This is a genomic window from Pseudomonas sp. PMCC200344, assembly GCF_030053095.1.
GTDB lineage: Bacteria > Pseudomonadota > Gammaproteobacteria > Pseudomonadales > Pseudomonadaceae > Aquipseudomonas > Aquipseudomonas svalbardensis.
Genome location: NZ_CP125618.1, coordinates 5,042,080 through 5,058,933, shown reverse-complemented (window position 1 = coordinate 5,058,933; position 16,854 = coordinate 5,042,080). Strand labels below are relative to the sequence as shown.

General features: G+C 58.8%; 16 protein-coding genes and 1 tRNA gene. 9 read left to right on the top strand and 8 right to left on the bottom strand.

Annotation, left to right across the window (positions count from 1 at the left end; all coding sequences use genetic code 11):
• The first annotated feature begins 3 nt into the window (after positions 1-3).
• From tolR to nadA, 9 genes are all read left to right on the top strand, one after another.
• Positions 4-456 carry a protein TolR gene (gene tolR / locus QFW87_RS23190; protein ID WP_161807482.1) on the top strand — a complete coding sequence of 151 codons (453 nt, stop codon included), beginning with the start codon at positions 4-6 and terminating at the stop codon, positions 454-456.
• On the top strand, positions 456-1,535 hold the full coding sequence (gene tolA, locus QFW87_RS23185; protein WP_283181442.1) for a cell envelope integrity protein TolA: 1,080 nt from the start codon (positions 456-458) through the stop codon (positions 1,533-1,535). The genes tolR and tolA overlap by 1 nt, the downstream gene beginning before the upstream one ends.
• A 17-nt stretch (positions 1,536-1,552) precedes the next feature.
• Positions 1,553-2,833 carry a Tol-Pal system beta propeller repeat protein TolB gene (gene tolB, locus QFW87_RS23180; protein WP_166675809.1) on the top strand — a complete coding sequence of 427 codons (1,281 nt, stop codon included), beginning with the start codon at positions 1,553-1,555 and terminating at the stop codon, positions 2,831-2,833.
• A 52-nt stretch (positions 2,834-2,885) separates the two neighbouring features.
• Positions 2,886-3,383 (top strand): peptidoglycan-associated lipoprotein Pal, encoded by a 498-nt coding sequence (pal, locus tag QFW87_RS23175; protein ID WP_131059800.1) that lies wholly within the window; start codon positions 2,886-2,888, stop codon positions 3,381-3,383.
• A gap of 6 nt (positions 3,384-3,389) precedes the next feature.
• On the top strand, positions 3,390-4,238 hold the full coding sequence (gene ybgF / locus QFW87_RS23170; protein WP_283188967.1) for a tol-pal system protein YbgF: 849 nt from the start codon (positions 3,390-3,392) through the stop codon (positions 4,236-4,238).
• A gap of 167 nt (positions 4,239-4,405) precedes the next feature.
• On the top strand, positions 4,406-5,053 hold the full coding sequence (gene queE, locus QFW87_RS23165) for a 7-carboxy-7-deazaguanine synthase QueE (protein WP_008072914.1): 648 nt from the start codon (positions 4,406-4,408) through the stop codon (positions 5,051-5,053).
• Position 5,054: 1 nt separating this feature from the next.
• Positions 5,055-5,747 (top strand): 7-cyano-7-deazaguanine synthase QueC, encoded by a 693-nt coding sequence (queC, locus tag QFW87_RS23160; protein ID WP_283181440.1) that lies wholly within the window; start codon positions 5,055-5,057, stop codon positions 5,745-5,747.
• A 63-nt stretch (positions 5,748-5,810) separates the two neighbouring features.
• A tRNA-Lys gene (locus QFW87_RS23155) sits at positions 5,811-5,886 on the top strand.
• Between the two features lie 271 nt (positions 5,887-6,157).
• Positions 6,158-7,216, top strand: coding sequence for a quinolinate synthase NadA (gene nadA, locus QFW87_RS23150; protein ID WP_283181439.1), 1,059 nt, complete (start codon positions 6,158-6,160; stop codon positions 7,214-7,216).
• Positions 7,217-7,350: 134 nt separating this feature from the next.
• On the opposite strand, the gene QFW87_RS23145 is transcribed toward nadA, so the two are convergent.
• The 8 genes from QFW87_RS23145 to QFW87_RS23110 form a co-directional block, all read right to left on the bottom strand.
• On the bottom strand, positions 7,351-7,839 hold the full coding sequence (locus tag QFW87_RS23145) for an RDD family protein (protein WP_283181438.1): 489 nt from the start codon (positions 7,837-7,839) through the stop codon (positions 7,351-7,353).
• 96 nt (positions 7,840-7,935) lie between these two features.
• Positions 7,936-8,148 carry a cold shock domain-containing protein gene (locus tag QFW87_RS23140; protein WP_003175786.1) on the bottom strand — a complete coding sequence of 71 codons (213 nt, stop codon included), beginning with the start codon at positions 8,146-8,148 and terminating at the stop codon, positions 7,936-7,938.
• 403 nt (positions 8,149-8,551) lie between these two features.
• Positions 8,552-9,676: a glycine cleavage system aminomethyltransferase GcvT gene (gcvT, locus tag QFW87_RS23135; protein ID WP_283188966.1), complete on the bottom strand. Its 1,125-nt coding sequence runs from the start codon at positions 9,674-9,676 to the stop codon at positions 8,552-8,554.
• A gap of 38 nt (positions 9,677-9,714) precedes the next feature.
• Positions 9,715-11,091: an L-serine ammonia-lyase gene (locus QFW87_RS23130; protein ID WP_283181436.1), complete on the bottom strand. Its 1,377-nt coding sequence runs from the start codon at positions 11,089-11,091 to the stop codon at positions 9,715-9,717.
• Between the two features lie 159 nt (positions 11,092-11,250).
• Positions 11,251-14,103 carry an aminomethyl-transferring glycine dehydrogenase gene (gene gcvP / locus QFW87_RS23125; protein WP_283188965.1) on the bottom strand — a complete coding sequence of 951 codons (2,853 nt, stop codon included), beginning with the start codon at positions 14,101-14,103 and terminating at the stop codon, positions 11,251-11,253.
• An 11-nt stretch (positions 14,104-14,114) separates the two neighbouring features.
• Positions 14,115-14,498, bottom strand: coding sequence for a glycine cleavage system protein GcvH (gcvH, locus tag QFW87_RS23120; RefSeq protein WP_007949423.1), 384 nt, complete (start codon positions 14,496-14,498; stop codon positions 14,115-14,117).
• Between the two features lie 346 nt (positions 14,499-14,844).
• Positions 14,845-16,353, bottom strand: coding sequence for a sigma-54-dependent transcriptional regulator (locus QFW87_RS23115; protein ID WP_283181434.1), 1,509 nt, complete (start codon positions 16,351-16,353; stop codon positions 14,845-14,847).
• Positions 16,354-16,480: 127 nt separating this feature from the next.
• Entirely contained in the window at positions 16,481-16,843 is a 363-nt protein-coding gene (locus tag QFW87_RS23110; protein ID WP_283181433.1) for a DUF5064 family protein, read from the bottom strand.
• Between the last annotated feature and the right edge of the window lie 11 nt (positions 16,844-16,854).

Genomic DNA, 16,854 nt, shown 5'->3' with positions numbered 1-16,854 from the left:
TTAATCGCTCGAGCTCGCAAAAAGCGCAAGCCGGTTGCCGAGATGAACGTGGTGCCTTACATCGACGTGATGCTGGTACTGCTGGTCATCTTCATGGTGACCGCACCGATGCTCAATCAGGGCGTGAAAGTTGATCTGCCCAAGGTTTCCAGCGAAGCCTTGCCGCAGGACAACAACACTCAGGTCCTGACCATTTCGATCAAGGCTGACAAGACCTATTACTGGAACCTTGGCAGCGAAGTCGACACTGAAAAGCAACAGGACAAGGCCATGACCTTGCCGCAGATGACTGACGCCGTGACCAAGATCATTCGCGCCGGTACTGAAGGCGGCAAGCGTACCCAAGTGTTCATCCGCGGCGACAAGACCGTTGATTACGGTTCCGTCATGGGCGCCATGGGCGGGTTGCAGAAAGCCGGGGTCGGTAACGTTGGCTTGATTACCGAGGCACCCTGATGCAGCAAATGCGAGAGCCGTCCGCCTCGGAAAGCTACTTCTGGCCTAGTGTCCTGGCGATTGTCTTGCACGTGCTGGTGTTCGGCATGCTGTTCGTCAGTTTTGCCTTCACACCAGAACTGCCGCCGGCCAAGCCGATTGTCCAGGCGACCCTGTATCAACTGAAATCGAAAAGTCAGGCGACCACCCAGACCAATCAGAAGATTGCGGGTGAGGCGAAGAAATCTGCCGCGCGTCAGACCGAAGTCGAACAGATGGAACAGAAAAAGATCGAACAGGAAGCGATCAAGGCCGCGGAACAAAAGAAGGAAGATGCGGCTCAAAAAGCTGAAGAATCCAAAAAGGCCGACGAGACGAAGAAAGCGGAAGAGGCTAAAAAGGCTGATGAAGCCAAGAAAGCCGATGAAGCGAAGAAGACCGCCGAAGCTAAAAAGGCCGAAGAGAAACAATTGGCTGATATAGCCAAGAAGAAGTCTGAAGAAGAAGCCAAGAAAGCAGCTGAAGAAGAGGCCAAGAAAGCAGCCGCTGAAGAAGCGAAGAAAAAGATCGTCGAAGACGCGAAGAAGAAAGCCGCGGAAGACGCCAAGAAAAAATCTGAAGCTGAAGACGCGAAGAAGAAAGTCGCGGAAGACGCGAAGAAGAAAGCTGCTGCCGATGCGGCGAAGAAAAAATCGCAGGAAGCGGCACGTAAATCCGCCGAAGACAAAAAGGCTCAGGCCTTGGCAGATTTGCTTTCCGACACGCCGGAGCGTCAGCAGGCCTTGGCGGATGAGCAGGGTGACGAAGTCGCCGGCAGTTTCGATGATCTGATCCGTGCTCGTGCAGCGGAAGGTTGGGCTCGTCCACCTTCGGCCCGCAAAGGCATGACAGTCGTGTTGCAAATCGGCATGTTGCCGGACGGTACGTTGACTTCGGTCAGCGTGGCCAAGTCCAGTGGCGATGGTCCGTTTGACGCTTCGGCTGTAGCAGCGGTGAAGAACATTGGACGTTTGACAGAAATGCAGGGAATGAAGCCGAGCGATTTCGCTCCGTATCGTTCATTCAAGATGACATTCACACCTGAGGATCTAGCCTTGTGAGAAACCTTCTTCGAGGAATGCTTGTCGTTATCTGCTGCATGGCAGGGATAGCGGCAGCAGATGAAAAAAACATTCTGGTCACCAGCGGCAGTGATCGGGCCACCCCGATTGCAGTCGTTCCGTTCGGCAACCAGGGCGGCAGCGTGCTGCCGGACGACATGGCCGAAATCATCGGTAACGACCTGCGCAACTCGGGTTACTACTCGCCGATTCCAAAACAGAACATGATCAGCCAGCCAAGCCAGGCCAGCGAAATCATCTTCCGTGACTTCAAGGCGCTGGGCGCCCAGTACGTCATGGTCGGCAGCATTGCTCCTGCGGGCGGTCGTCTGCAGGTCCAATACGCACTGTTCAACGTCGCCACCGAGCAGCAAGTGCTGACCGGCAGCGTATCGGGCAGCGTCGATCAACTGCGCGACATGTCGCACTACATCGCGGACCAGTCGTTCGAAAAACTCACCGGTATTAAAGGTGCGTTCTCGACTCGCCTGTTGTACGTGACGGCAGAGCGTTTCTCCGAGAAGAACACTCGCTACACGCTGCAGCGTTCGGACTATGACGGTGCCCGTGCCGTGACCCTGCTGCAATCGCGCGAGCCGATCCTGTCGCCGCGCTTCGCACCGGACGGCAAGCGCATCGCTTATGTCTCGTTCGAGCAGAAGCGTCCGCGTATCTTCATGCAGAACATCGACACCGGTCGCCGTGAGCAGATCACCAACTTCGAAGGCCTGAATGGCGCGCCAGCCTGGTCGCCGGATGGCAATCGTCTGGCATTCGTACTGTCGAAAGATGGCAACCCGGACATCTACGTGATGAACCTGGGTTCGCGTCAGATCACGCGTGTCACTAACGGTCCTGGCATCAACACCGAACCGTTCTGGGGTAAAGATGGTTCGACCATCTACTTCACCTCGGACCGTGGCGGCAAGCCACAGATTTACAAAACCAGCGCAGGCGGTGGTGGTGCGGAACGTGTGACCTTTATCGGTAACTACAACGCCAACCCTAAACTTTCGGCTGACGAAAAGACCCTGGTGATGATCCATCGTCAGGAAGGTTTCACCAATTTCAAGGTGGCGGCCCAGGATTTGCAGCGCGGAAGCGTAAAAATCCTCACTGATAGCACTCTGGACGAGTCGCCTACTGTTGCGCCCAACGGCACCATGGTAATCTACGCCACCCGCCAGCAGGGCCGGGGAGTCTTGATGCTCGTGTCCATTAATGGACGCGTAAGGCTCCCGCTTCCTACCGCACAAGGCGAAGTCAGAGAACCTTCCTGGTCCCCTTACCTGAACTGACGCGGCGCTACACGTTGTACTTAACACATTGGGGTTCATTAGGAGTTTTACGATGGAAATGCTGAAGTTTGGTAAATTTGCTGCGCTGGCTCTGGCCATGGCTGTAGCTGTAGGTTGCTCGTCCAAAGGCGGCGACAATGCCGGTGAAGGCGCTGTAGATCCAAACGCTGGTTACGGCGCAAACACTGGTGCAGTTGACGGCTCCCTGAGCGAAGAAGCTGCTCTGCGCGCAATCACCACTTTCTACTTCGAATACGACAGCTCGGACCTGAAGCCAGAAGCCATGCGCTCCCTGGACATTCACGCCAAAGACCTGAAAGCAAACGGCGCTCGCGTTGTTCTGGAAGGCAACACCGACGAACGTGGTACTCGTGAGTACAACATGGCACTGGGCGAGCGTCGTGCGAAAGCCGTTCAGCGTTACCTGGTACTGCAAGGTGTTTCCCCAGCTCAGCTGGAACTGGTTTCCTACGGCGAAGAGCGTGCAGTTGCTACCGGCAACGACGAGCAGTCCTGGGCTCAAAACCGTCGCGTCGAACTGCGTAAGTAATTCGTCATGCGAACGTGCCGTCGTGCTGTAACTGTTTTGGCTCTCAGCCTCGCACCGCTTGCGGTGTGGGCTGCGGTTCCTGTGGTCGATAACGACTCCGGCTATAACAATAGCGGGACTAGTAATCCGCCTGCGGGTTACGGTACGAACGGCGCCTATGCCGGGGGAGGGGTTTCGGCCCCTGTCTCGGCACAGGGCGAGCTGTTCAACCAACTGCAATCAATGCAGGAGCAGATCTCGCGCCAACAAGGCATCATCGAAGTTCTGCAAAATGATGTAGGGCGCATGAAGCAAGAGAACCTGGAGCGATATCAGGATCTTGATCGGCGCATAGGAACCGGCGTTGCACCAGCCGCGACTCCTGATAATTCTTCCACCGGTGGCAGTTTGAATGCCCCCGGTGCAGCAGCGGGCGCAGCCGCAGGAGCGGCAGGAGCGGCAGCCGCTCAGGCACCTGCCGCGGGTAGTGAGCCGGCTGATCCGGCGAAGGAAAAACTGTATTACGATGCAGCCTTCGACCTGATCAAAGCCAAGGATTTCGACAAGGCCAGCCAGGCTTTTGCCGCATTCCTGCGCAAGTACCCGAACAGCCAGTACGCGGGTAATGCTCAGTACTGGTTGGGCGAAGTGAACCTGGCCAAAGGCGATCTGCAAGGTGCAGGTCAGGCTTTTGCCAAGGTTTCACAGCTGTACCCCAAGCATCCAAAAGTGCCTGATTCGCTGTACAAGCTGGCTGATGTAGAGCGCCGCCTTGGTCATCCCGACAAGGTCAAAGGCATTCTGCAACAGGTCGTGTCGCAATACCCGGGCACTTCCGCCGCTCAGCTGGCCCAGCGTGATCTGCAAAAAATGTAAGGGCTGCTTGACCCGTTTTGAAGAAACCCGCGCTTGTCGCGGGTTTTTTCGTTAGAATTCACGCCCTTTTTATGAAACACGCTTTTTGGGATCTGCGCGGTGGCGGGGTTCCTTGAAGTGCCTGACGGAGGCGGACAGCCTGTTTAGCTGTTATGCCCGTGGCGACTATGCAAGACACATTGAGAATTACCGAAGTTTTCTACTCGTTGCAGGGTGAAACGCGGACTGCCGGGCTGCCTACTGTTTTTGTGCGCCTGACCGGTTGCCCATTGCGTTGCCAATACTGCGACAGCGCTTATGCATTCACTGGCGGCACCATTCGCACGCTCGACGACATTCTTGAGCAAGTGGCCGGTTTTCGTCCGCGTTACGTCTGTGTCACCGGCGGTGAGCCGCTGGCACAACCCAACGCCATCCCATTGCTCAAGCAGTTGTGTGACGCCGGTTACGAGGTCTCGCTGGAAACCAGCGGTGCCCTGGATATCTCGGCGGTCGATCCACGGGTCAGTCGCGTCGTCGACCTGAAAACCCCAGGTTCTAAAGAAGCCCATCGCAACCGCTACGAGAACATCGAACTGCTCACGCCCAACGATCAGGTGAAGTTTGTCATCTGCTCGCGGGAAGACTACGACTGGGCCGTGTCCAAGCTGATCCAGTACGGTCTGGATCAGCGTGCCGGCGAAGTCCTGTTCTCGCCAAGTCACCATGACCTGAATGCTCGGGACCTGGCTGACTGGGTGGTGGCGGACAACCTGCCAGTGCGTCTGCAATTGCAGTTGCATAAATATCTTTGGAATGACGAGCCGGGGCGCTGAAATGACTGAACAACTGAACACTACCGAAAAACGTGCAGTCATCCTGCTGTCCGGCGGCCTCGACTCCGCGACCGTTGTGGCCATGGCTCGCGCTGAAGGCTACAGCTGCTACACCATGAGCTTCGACTACGGTCAGCGGTCCCATGCCGAACTGCACGCCGCCGAACGTGTTGCGCGCGACCTGGGTGTGGTCGAACACAAGGTGATCGGTCTGAACCTGAATGGCATCGGCGGTTCGGCACTGACCGATAGCAGCATCGATGTGCCGGAAGTGGCGGGCGAGGGTATCCCGGTAACTTACGTGCCGGCGCGCAACACCGTGTTTCTCTCCTTGGCGCTAGGCTGGGCCGAAGTGTTGGGCGCGCGTGACATCTTTATTGGTGTGAACGCCGTGGATTACTCCGGTTACCCGGACTGCCGTCCTGAGTTCATCGAGTCCTTCGAGCGCATGGCCAATCTGGCGACGAAGGCCGGTGTAGAGGGGAATGGTTTCCGCATTCAGGCGCCGCTGCAGAACCTGAGCAAGGCGCAGATCGTCCAGGCAGGCGTGAAGCTGGGTGTTGATTACGGGCTGACTGTTTCCTGCTATCAGGCCGACGATAACGGCCGTGCATGCGGCAAATGCGACAGCTGCCGACTGCGTGCAGAAGGCTTTGCAGCGGCCGGTGTTAGCGACCCAACACCCTATTTTTGATTTATTTCAAATTAGGTGTTGAATAGTCCTTAAAAATCAGTATTATACGCGCCACCACACAGCGGGTCGTTAGCTCAGTTGGTAGAGCAGTTGGCTTTTAACCAATTGGTCGTAGGTTCGAATCCCACACGACCCACCATTTTTGTAGCAGTTTTAAAAGTCTGGAAGGCCCACGCAAGTGAGGATTTCCGGATTTTTTTTTGCCCGCGATTTGAGCTCGCCCAGTTCCGGGCTGCGACCCGTGACGCAGGTCAGAATCATCTTTTGCATCAACGGGATATTCTGTAGCCTTGCGCAGCTTCAACGTTGTCCGTGCCTGATGATACTCACTTTCCCGGCGGTACCCTGAAGGGTCCGGAGCCGGGTGTATACTCGACTTTCGCGCGAAAGCGCCTGCAGGTCTTGCGAACATGACGCAGATTTCCGAACGCCTTCTGGTTCAAGCCCACCTCGACGCCAAGCAGCCCAAGCCGCTGACTGTCGAGGAAGAGGCCTATTACCGTGCCGCCATCGCTGCCGAGCTCAAGGCTCAGGATGCGGTGCTGGTTGCTCACTTCTATTGCGATCCGGTCATTCAGGCCCTGGCCGAAGAAACCGGTGGTTGCGTCTCCGACTCGCTGGAGATGGCTCGCTTTGGCAATGCTCACCCGGCCAAGACCGTGGTGGTCGCCGGTGTGAAGTTCATGGGCGAGACCGCCAAAATCCTCAACCCTGAAAAACGCATCCTGATGCCGACCCTGGAAGCGACCTGCTCGCTGGACCTGGGTTGCCCGGTTGACGAGTTCTCGGCGTTCTGTGATCAGCACCCGGAGCGTACCGTGGTGGTGTATGCCAACACGTCGGCGGCGGTCAAAGCCCGGGCGGATTGGGTGGTGACTTCAAGCTGCGCGCTGGAGATCGTCGAAAGCCTGATGGATAACGGCGAAACCATCATCTGGGGCCCGGACAAACACCTGGGCACCTACATCCAGCGCCAGACCGGCGCGGACATGCTGCTGTGGGACGGTGCCTGCATCGTTCACGAAGAGTTCAAGTCCAAGCAACTCGAAGACATGAAGGCGCTGTACCCGGACGCAGCGATTCTGGTGCATCCGGAGTCGCCGACGTCGGTGATCGAGTTGGCGGATGCCGTCGGCTCCACCAGTCAGTTGATTGCGGCAGCGCAAAGTCTGCCAAACAAGACCTTTATCGTCGCCACTGATCGCGGCATCTTCTATAAGATGCAGCAGCTGTGCCCGGACAAGGTCTTCATCGAAGCGCCAACGGCCGGTAACGGCGCAGCCTGCCGCAGTTGCGCACATTGCCCGTGGATGGCGATGAATACCCTTGAGCGCACGCTGAAGAGCTTGAAAGAGGGGACTAACGAGATCTTTGTCGATCCCGCGCTGATTCCACAAGCGATTCGGCCGCTCAAGCGCATGCTCGACTTCACACAGGCAGCGCGGATGAAATTGGCCGGTAACGCCTGAGATCTTTCAGATAAGTCACAGAACCTGTGGGAGCGAGCCTGCTCGCGATGGCGATGTGTCAGTCATATCAATGTTGACTGATACACCGCCATCGCGAGCAGGCTCGCTCCCACAGTGGTTTTCGTATGGCTGAACTACTTGGTTTTCTTTGGAATCCGCACGAGCTGGGTATTGGAGTAGATGTCGTGCCAGCTGCGTTTCTGTTTGTCGAACAGCGACCAGAAGAAACCCAGCCCGACGCACAGCAAGGACGCGATCGACACCACAAAGCGCAGCAACGCCTGCCACAGGCTGATGGATGAACCGTCGGCGTTTTGCACGCGTATGCACCAGACCTGCATGCCCAGGGTCTGACCGGACCAGGTCCAGAATTTGGCGAAGAAGCCGAACAGCACAAACAGCAGCACCGTTGAGAGCAATGGATCGCCATCCAGCGCGCCGGCTTCGGTCAGGGTGCGCATTTTGTCTTCGCCGATGATCGCCATCTGGATCATCTTGTAAATGCCGCTGGTGACGATCAGCAGGGCGGCACACAACAAGAAGTCGTAGAACATCGCTGCCAGGCGACGACCCAGGGTGACGGCAGGAAAGTCGCCCTGGGGTTTGAGAAGATGTTTCGACATGGCAGCCTCTGGACGGAAAAAAGAAGCCATTTTACGGATTTACGCGCACAAAAAAGCCCCTGATGTCAGCATCAGGGGCTTTTTCGTTACAGAAGATCAGGCTTCTGCTTGTACTTCGTCAGCCTGCATGCCTTTCTGGCCTTGCACAGCAACGAAAGTCACTTTCTGGCCTTCTTTTAGGCTCTTGAAGCCGTTGCCCTGAATAGCGCGGAAATGCACGAACAGATCCGGACCGCTTTCTGGAGTGATAAAACCAAAACCTTTCTCGTCGTTAAACCACTTGACGGTACCGCTCTGACGTTGGGACATTTCTTATTTCCTTTGACGCAAAAATTAATGACAGCCTCCTTCTTGTGAAAGAGTACTGGGGCTGGTTGCAGGAGAGTAAGAAGACGTCGAACGGGATGTAGCTAACTTGTAGGCTACTGCCCAGGTCACGATTCCAAGCGACCCATGCAAACACAGTGGACAAACTCTACGCCAACTACGGGAGAAAAAACAAGCCCTGTGGAGGGCCCGGATTTGCTCGCGCTGGGGCGTTTATGCCGCAACTAGTGTTGGCTTATGCAATCGCCGTGTTCAATTGTTTTCGATCCTTATAAGCAACGTTCATAAACGAAGCTTACAGGTAAAGTGATGCACTGTTTTATGGCGGTTGCGTTACACATTAGTGCGCTGTTAACGCAACCGCGTTACTTATAGAAACAGTCAATCAGCCGCGGTAGTAGCGTTGTGGAACAAATGGCATTTTGCTTACAAGCAAAGGCACTTTTTTCCCACGAACAATCGCCCATACCGGCGTATCGAGAGCGATATAAGCACTGTCGACGTAACCCATCGCCAAAGGGCCGCCCAGGGTCGGACCGAAGCCGCCACTGCAAACCACACCTATGATGTCGCCTGCTTCATTGACGATCTCCGCACCTTCGCGCACCGGCGTGCGTTCCTGAGGCAACAGACCAACGCGTTTGCGGCTGACACCGGCTTGTTGCTGTCCGAACACGGTTTCTGCGCCGGGGAAGCCGCCGGCACGTGCGCCATCAGCGCGACGAGGCTTGGAGATGGCCCACAGGAGGCTTGCTTCAATCGGGGTGGTCTCGGTGTTCATGTCGTGGCCATAGAGGCACAGGCCGGCTTCCAGGCGCAGGGAGTCGCGAGCGCCAAGGCCGATGGCCGCCACTTCAGGTTCGGCCAGCAGGGCGCGAGCCAGGGCTTCGGCGTTGGCGGCCGGCACGGAGATTTCGTAACCGTCTTCACCGGTATAGCCCGAACGGCTGACAAAGCAGTCCACACCCAGCAGTTTTACGCGGGCGAATTGCATGAAGGTCATCTTCGCCACTTCAGATGCCAGGCGTGCGAGCACGGTGACGGCGGCCGGACCTTGCAGCGCCAACAAGGCGCGTTCTTCGAACAGCGGCTCGATGGTGCACTGGTCGCCGATGTGCTTGCGCAGATGCGCCAGGTCTTGGTCCTTGCAGGCCGCGTTGACCACCAGGAACAGTTCGTCGTTACCCAGGTTGGCGACCATCAGGTCGTCGAGGATGCCCCCCGTTTCGTTGGTGAACATCGCGTAGCGCTGCGTGCCCACTGGCAGGTCGATGATGTCTACCGGTACCAGGCTTTCCAGCGCCTTGGCGGCATTGGCGCCGGTCAGACGGATCTGGCCCATGTGCGAGACATCGAACAGCCCGGCCTGATCACGGGTGTGCTGGTGTTCTTTCATCACGCCGAGCGGGTATTGCACCGGCATGTCGTAGCCAGCAAACGGCACCATGCGGGCGCCGAGTTCGATGTGCAGTGCGTGCAGTGGGGTTTTCGACAGTTGTTCGGTGGACATATTCAGCTCCTGAAAAAGTGTGCAGATGCGCGTAAACATCAGCACTCGATAATGTTGACCGCCAAACCGCCACGGGCGGTTTCCTTGTATTTGCTTTTCATGTCTGCGCCGGTCTGGCGCATGGTGCGGATGACCTTGTCGAGGGAGACGAAGTGTTGACCGTCGCCACGCAGGGCCATGCGTACCGCGTTGATGGCTTTCACCGAGCCCATGGCGTTGCGCTCGATGCAAGGCACTTGCACCAGCCCGCCAATCGGGTCGCAGGTCAGGCCGAGGTTGTGTTCCATGCCGATTTCGGCGGCGTTTTCCACTTGCTGCACGGTGCCGCCGAGGACTTCACACAGGGCGCCGGCGGCCATGGAACAGGCCACGCCGACTTCACCCTGACAGCCGACTTCAGCGCCGGAGATCGAGGCGTTTTCTTTATAGAGAATGCCGATCGCGGCCGCCGTCAGCAGAAACCGCACGACGCCGTCTTCGTTGGCGCCGGGGATGAAGCGCATGTAGTAATGCAAAACAGCGGGGACGATCCCTGCCGCACCGTTAGTGGGAGCCGTCACCACGCGCCCGCCGTTGGCGTTTTCTTCATTGACGGCCAGTGCGTAGAGGTTGACCCAGTCCAGCACCGACAGCGGATCGCGCAGTGAAGACTCCGGGTTTTTGCACAGTTGCCGATGCAGGGCGGCCGCCCGACGTTTGACCTTCAAGCCACCCGGCAGGATGCCCTCGTTACGACAACCGGCGTCGACGCAGTCCTGCATCACTTGCCAGATTTTCAACAGGCCGGCGCGGGTTTCCGCTTCCGGGCGCCAGGCACTTTCGTTGGTCAGCATCACCTGGCTGATGGACAAGCCGTAGGTGGCGCAGTGACCGAGCAAGTCCTTGGCGCTTTTGAACGGGAAGGTCAGTGGCGTGGCGTCTTCGACGATACGGTCGGCGCCGGCGGCGTCTTCATCGACCACAAAACCGCCACCGACCGAGTAGTACTCGCGGCTGCGGATTTGTATGCCCGCGGCATCGAAGGCGCGAAAGATCATGCCGTTAGGGTGATAGGCCAACGGTTTGCGGATCATCGCCAAATGTTCTTTCTCATTGAACGCAATGCTGTGTTCGCCGAGCAGGTTCAAGCGACCATTGCCACGAATCTCTTGCAGACGGGCGGCGACGGTTTCGGTGTTCACGGTGTCCGGGTGTTCGCCTTCCAGACCGAGCAACACAGCCTTGTCGCTGCCATGGCCTTTACCGGTGGCGCCGAGTGATCCGTAGAGCTCGACTTTGACGCGGGTGGTCGCTGCCAGCAGCCCTTCACGGCGCAAACCTTCGGCGAAACGTGCCGCAGCACGCATCGGGCCGACGGTGTGTGAGCTGGAGGGGCCGATGCCAATCTTGAACAGGTCGAACACGCTTAACGACATGGTTGTTCTCCGGTTTCTTGTTATAGATGCAGCGCGAACCCGTAGGAGCAAAGCTTGCTCGCGATGAGCGATGACGCGGTTCATCAGATAGACCGTGTAACGGCTATCGCGAGCAAGCTTTGCTCCTACAGGGGGCGAGTGAACCCGCCCCCCTTTGGTTTAAGCGTAGCTTTCGATCGACGGGCAGGCGCAGATCAGGTTGCGGTCGCCAAACACGTTGTCGACGCGACCGACCGGTGGCCAGTACTTGCCTTCGATCAGCGACGCAACCGGATACACCGCTTGCTCACGGCTGTACGGATGCGTCCACTCGCCGACGATTTCCGCGGCGGTGTGCGGCGCGTTCTTCAGCGGGTTGTCGTCCTTGTCCAGGGTGCCGTTTTCCACTGCGCGGATTTCTTCGCGGATGCGGATCATGGCGTCGCAGAAGCGGTCCAGTTCTTCCTTGGATTCGCTTTCGGTCGGCTCGATCATCAGCGTGCCGGCGACCGGGAACGACATGGTCGGGGCGTGGAAGCCGAAGTCGATCAGGCGCTTGGCGACGTCATCGACGCTGATGCCGCTGCTGTCTTTCAGTGGGCGCAAATCGAGGATGCATTCGTGCGCCACCAGGCCGTTGCTGCCGGTGTACAGCACCGGGTAGTGCTCTTCGAGGCGACGGGAAATGTAGTTGGCATTGAGGATCGCCAGTTGCGAGGCACGCTTGAGACCGGCGCCACCCATCATCCGAATGTACATCCAGGTGATCGGCAAAATGCTCGCGCTGCCGAACGGTGCGGCGCAGACCGCGCCTTCCTTGCGTGCCATCTGCGCGTGACCCGGCAGGAACGGGGTCAGGTGCGACTTCACGCCAATCGGGCCAACGCCCGGGCCGCCACCGCCGTGCGGGATGCAGAAGGTTTTGTGCAGGTTCAGGTGCGAGACGTCGCCGCCGAACTTGCCCGGGGCGCAGAGGCCGACCATCGCGTTCATGTTGGCGCCGTCGATGTACACCTGGCCGCCGTGGTCATGAATGATGCCGCAGATTTCGCGGATGCCTTCTTCGAACACGCCGTGGGTCGACGGGTAGGTGATCATCAATGCCGCGAGATGCTCGCGGTGCTCGATGGCCTTGGCGCGCAGGTCTTCGATGTCGACGTTGCCACGGGCATCGCAGGCGGTGACGACCACGCGCATGCCGGCCATGTTGGCGGTGGCCGGGTTGGTGCCGTGGGCGGACGAGGGGATCAGGCAGATGTCGCGACGGTCTTCGCCACGGCTCTGGTGATAGGCGCGAATCGCCAGCAGGCCGGCGTATTCACCTTGCGAACCGGCGTTCGGTTGCAGCGAGATCGCGTCGTAACCGGTGGCGGCGCAGAGCATGGCTTCCAGTTCGTCGGTCAGCTGCTGGTAGCCGGCGCTTTGCTCGGCCGGGGCGAACGGGTGCAGGGCGCCGAATTCGGCCCAGGTCACCGGGATCATTTCGCTGGCGGCGTTGAGTTTCATGGTGCAGGAACCCAGCGGGATCATGGTGCGATCCAGGGCCAGGTCCTTGTCGGCGAGCTTGCGCAGGTAGCGCATCAGCTCGGTTTCCGAGTGGTAACGGTTGAACACCGGGTGGCTGAGGATTGGTGACTGGCGCAGCAGCGTGGCCGGGATCGTGCTTTGGACGGTTGCAGCCAATGCCGCGAAGTCTGGCAGGGTTTTGCCGTCGCCCAGCAGGGCCCACAGGGTTTCCACGTCAGCTTGCGAAGTGGTTTCGTCGAGGGACAGGCCCAGACGTTCACCATCGACCACGCGCAGGTTGATCTGCTGAGCACGCGCCTGGTCGTGCAGCTTGGCGGTGTTAGCGCCGGTGTTCAGGGTCAGGGTGTCGAAGAAGCTGGTTTGTTCAACTTGCAAACCAAGGGCGCTCAAGCCTTGGGCCAGGATCGCGGTCAGGTGATGCACGCGATTGGCAATCTGCGTCAGGCCTTTCGGGCCGTGGTACACGGCGTACATGCTGGCGATGTTGGCCAGCAGCACTTGCGCGGTGCAGATGTTGCTGGTGGCCTTCTCGCGGCGGATATGTTGCTCGCGGGTCTGCATCGCCAGGCGCAGGGCCGGCTTGCCGAAACGGTCCACCGAGACGCCGACCAGACGGCCCGGCATGTCACGCTTGAACGCATCCTTGGTGGAGAAATACGCCGCGTGCGGACCACCGAAGCCCAGCGGCACGCCGAAGCGTTGCGCGCTGCCGATGGCCACGTCGGCACCGAACTCGCCCGGCGGGGTCAACACGGTCAGGGCCAGCAGGTCGGCGGCGACCGCTACCAAAGCGTTGGCGGCGTGGAAGCGTTCGGTCAGTTCGCGGTAATCGAAGACGTCACCGTTGCTCGCCGGGTATTGCAGCAGGGCGCCGAAGAACGGCGACACGTCGCTCAGTTCACGCTCGTCGCCAACCACCACGTCGATGCCCAGCGGCTCTGCCCGGGTGCGCAGCACGTCGAGGGTTTGCGGGTGGCAATGCACGGAAGCGAAGAACGCGTGGCTGCCCTTGTTCTTGCTCAGGCGTTTGCAGAAGGTCATGGCTTCGGCGGCGGCGGTGGCTTCATCCAGCAGCGAGGCGTTGGCGATCGGCAGGCCGGTCAGGTCGCTGATCAGGGTCTGGAAGTTCAGCAGCGCCTCGAGACGGCCCTGGGAAATTTCCGGTTGGTACGGGGTGTACGCGGTGTACCAGGCCGGATTTTCTAGCAGGTTGCGCAGGATCGGCGACGGCGTGTGGGTGCCGTAGTAGCCCTGGCCGATGTAGGTCTTGAACAGTTGGTTTTTGCCTGCGATGGACTTGATCAAGGCCAGGGCGTCGGCTTCGCTCAGGCCGTCTTCCAGACCGAGGACGCTGGTGCCCTTGATGCTGTCGGGGATGACGCTGGCGCTCAGGGCTTCCAGCGAGTCGAAGCCGAGGCTATTGAGCATGGCTTGCTCGTCGCCGGCACGCGGGCCGATGTGGCGGGCGATGAATTCGTTGGCAGTGGTCAGGCTTACTTGAGTCATGTCAGCGCTCCTCAGGCTTCGGCGTTGGCTTTGATCAGACGGTCGTAAGCGTCTTGATCCAGCAGTTTGGCGACAGCCGATGCATCGGTTGGCTGGAAGCGGAAGAACCAGCCTTCGCCCAGCGGATCTTCGTTGACCAGTTCAGGGCTGCTGTCCAGCGCCGGGTTCACTTCCAGCACTTCACCGTCCAGCGGCATGTACACGCCGCTGGCGGCTTTTACCGATTCCACGGTGGCGGCTTCAGCGCCTTTGTCGTAGGACTGCAGCTCAGGCAGTTGTACGAAAACCACGTCGCCCAGGGCGTTCTGTGCGAAAGCGGTGATGCCGACTGTGACAGTGCCGTCAGCTTCGGTGCGCAGCCATTCGTGATCTTCAGTAAAACGCAACTCGCTCATGGAAACTCCTAAGGGGCCAGACTCGTCTGGTGGACGCGATTGAATGCTGGGCAAAGCCCTGCTTTATGCGTGGTTACTAAGCAAAATCTCGGCCAATGTTAATAAGTTCTTATAAATCAGTATGTTGTGAGTTTTTGAGGCGCGAGCGAATTGAATGCCTGTAGCGAAATCGCTACAGCCGGAAGCAAAGAAAAAAGCGTAGTGGGATCAAAGCCTTGCACAGCGGTGATCGAATGAGAGTGTATCGATATCGTTCCGCTGTAGCGCTTTCAGTACAGATGGAGGTCGTTTTTAAGCAGATTTTCAGGCTGGGCACAAAACCTGTGGGGTTGATGAAATCGGCGCGTTACGGCTTGCCGGGAATGCCGTACTTGCGCAATCGATGGGCAATCGCCGTGTGAGAGGTTTGCAGGCGGCTGGCCAGTTGGCGGGTCGAGGGGTAGCTGACGTAGAGCTTTTCCAGCAGGGTTTTTTCGAACTCTTCCATGGCCTGTTCGAGGCTGTCGACGTCGCTGTCGCTCTGACGCGCCACGGAGGTGCCGGCGATATCGAGGTCGCCAATGTCGACCAGGCTGCTTTCGCAAATGGCGGCGGCGCGGAAGATCACGTTCTGCAATTGCCGCACGTTGCCCGGCCAGCGATTGCCCAGCAGGGCCGGATAGGTGCCGGGCGCCAGGCGACAGACCGGGCGCTGGATCTGCGCGCAAGCCTGCTGCATGAAGTAGCGGGCCAGCAGCAGGATGTCCTGGCCGCGTTCGCGCAGCGGCGGGACTTCCACGTTGAGGACGTTGAGGCGATAGAAGAGGTCTTCGCGGAACGAACCCTCGCTGACCATTTTTTCCAGGTCGCGGTGCGTGGCGCTCAGGATCCGCACGTTGACCTTCACCTCACGATCCCCACCCACCCGGCGGAAGCTGCCATCGTTCAAGAAGCGCAGCAATTTCGCCTGCAAATACGGCGACATCTCGCCGATCTCATCGAGAAACACCGTGCCCTGGTTGGCCAGTTCCATCAGCCCGGGTTTGCCACCACGCTGGGCGCCGGTGAAGGCGCCGGGGGCGTAGCCGAACAGTTCGCTTTCGGCGAGGTTCTCCGGCAATGCCGCGCAGTTCAGCGCCAAAAATGGCGAACTGTGCCGAGCGCTGATGGCGTGGCAGGCACGCGCCACCAGTTCTTTGCCGGTGCCGGTTTCGCCCTGGATCAGCAAGGGCGCATCGAGGGCCGCAACGCGCTGGGCGCGGGCCTTGAGGGTCCGAATCGCCGGGGACTCACCGAGCAGCGCATCGAAACCTTCGGCATGGTCGTGGTGCAGCGCCGAGAGGCGTTCGCCGATGCGGTTCGGTTGATACAGGGTCAGCAGGGCGCCGGCGTCGGTAATCGGTGTGGCGTCCAGCAGCAACGTCTGGCCGTTGACGGTGACTTCCCGCAACGGCAGGCGGAAGCCGTTTTCCAGCAGGGCTTCGAGCAGTGCCGGGTCGGCGAACAGGTCGGCGATGCTTTCGCCGTCAGGCTCGCGACCGTACAACGCAATCAATGCCGGGTTGGCCAGCAGTACCTTGCCGGCACTGTCCAGCGCCAGGACCGGATCGGTCATGGCCGCGAGCAACGCATCAAGCTGCAGATGCCGACGCTGACCAGGAAGAATGTCGACCACCGTCACCGCTTGCACGCCGCGCACACTGAACAGCGCATCGCGCAGCTCTTCGAGGACTTCCGGGCTCAGCGTCGGGGCATCGATATAGACGTTGGGCGGGACCATTTCCACCGCATCCAGATTGAGATTGCGCCCACCGAGCAAGGCCAGGACTTCCTGGGTAATGCCGACGCGGTCGATGAAGCTGACGTGGATACGCATGGGGCGGTTTTCAATCTGACGTGCGGAGGGTGGCAAGTATGCCTTGGAGCAGGGTGGTTGGTGAAATCCAGTGATGGAAGCGTCACCTGTAGGAGCCGGCAAGCCGGCTCCTACAGAGGTGAGTGAGTTATTCCAGGTGTTCGGGCTTGACCGGATCGCCGGATTTCATGTCCAGTTGCACCCGTACGTCCTCAAACATCAGGTCGTAGAATTTATGATTTGAACCGAGGCTGCTGTGCGTTTTGGGAATGCCGTTCTTTTCAAGAATTTTTGTGATGTTGCTAGCAAAGTTGTAGGCCTGGTCCTTGGGGAGGAAGAACGTTTCCTTCACGTCTTTACCCTCGATCGAACCATGCAATATGAACTGCATCCCTTTGCCCTCTTTGGGGTCCTGGACGACTTCATAGTCGAGAAGCAGGTCGTAGCTGACATCATCCTTGTTCAGCGCGTGGCGCTCGATGTGCAAGTGACCGGGCTCGAACGTTGCCATTGACTTCTCTC

Bases quoted from the DNA above. Each gene is read 5' to 3' on its own strand.
- QFW87_RS23130 (WP_283181436.1), bottom strand. From the start codon at position 11,091: ATGTCGTTAAGCGTGTTCGACCTGTTCAAGATTGGCATCGGCCCCTCC.
- QFW87_RS23110 (WP_283181433.1), bottom strand. From the start codon at position 16,843: ATGGCAACGTTCGAGCCCGGTCACTTGCACATCGAGCGCCACGCGCTG.
- queC (WP_283181440.1), top strand. From the start codon at position 5,055: ATGACTGAACAACTGAACACTACCGAAAAACGTGCAGTCATCCTGCTG.
- QFW87_RS23115 (WP_283181434.1), bottom strand. From the start codon at position 16,353: ATGCGTATCCACGTCAGCTTCATCGACCGCGTCGGCATTACCCAGGAA.
- gcvT (WP_283188966.1), bottom strand. From the start codon at position 9,676: ATGTCCACCGAACAACTGTCGAAAACCCCACTGCACGCACTGCACATC.
- QFW87_RS23145 (WP_283181438.1), bottom strand. From the start codon at position 7,839: ATGTCGAAACATCTTCTCAAACCCCAGGGCGACTTTCCTGCCGTCACC.
- pal (WP_131059800.1), top strand. From the start codon at position 2,886: ATGGAAATGCTGAAGTTTGGTAAATTTGCTGCGCTGGCTCTGGCCATG.
- tolA (WP_283181442.1), top strand. From the start codon at position 456: ATGCAGCAAATGCGAGAGCCGTCCGCCTCGGAAAGCTACTTCTGGCCT.
- gcvH (WP_007949423.1), bottom strand. From the start codon at position 14,498: ATGAGCGAGTTGCGTTTTACTGAAGATCACGAATGGCTGCGCACCGAA.
- nadA (WP_283181439.1), top strand. From the start codon at position 6,158: ATGACGCAGATTTCCGAACGCCTTCTGGTTCAAGCCCACCTCGACGCC.
- queE (WP_008072914.1), top strand. From the start codon at position 4,406: ATGCAAGACACATTGAGAATTACCGAAGTTTTCTACTCGTTGCAGGGT.
- gcvP (WP_283188965.1), bottom strand. From the start codon at position 14,103: ATGACTCAAGTAAGCCTGACCACTGCCAACGAATTCATCGCCCGCCAC.
- QFW87_RS23140 (WP_003175786.1), bottom strand. From the start codon at position 8,148: ATGTCCCAACGTCAGAGCGGTACCGTCAAGTGGTTTAACGACGAGAAA.
- tolB (WP_166675809.1), top strand. From the start codon at position 1,553: ATGCTTGTCGTTATCTGCTGCATGGCAGGGATAGCGGCAGCAGATGAA.
- ybgF (WP_283188967.1), top strand. From the start codon at position 3,390: ATGCGAACGTGCCGTCGTGCTGTAACTGTTTTGGCTCTCAGCCTCGCA.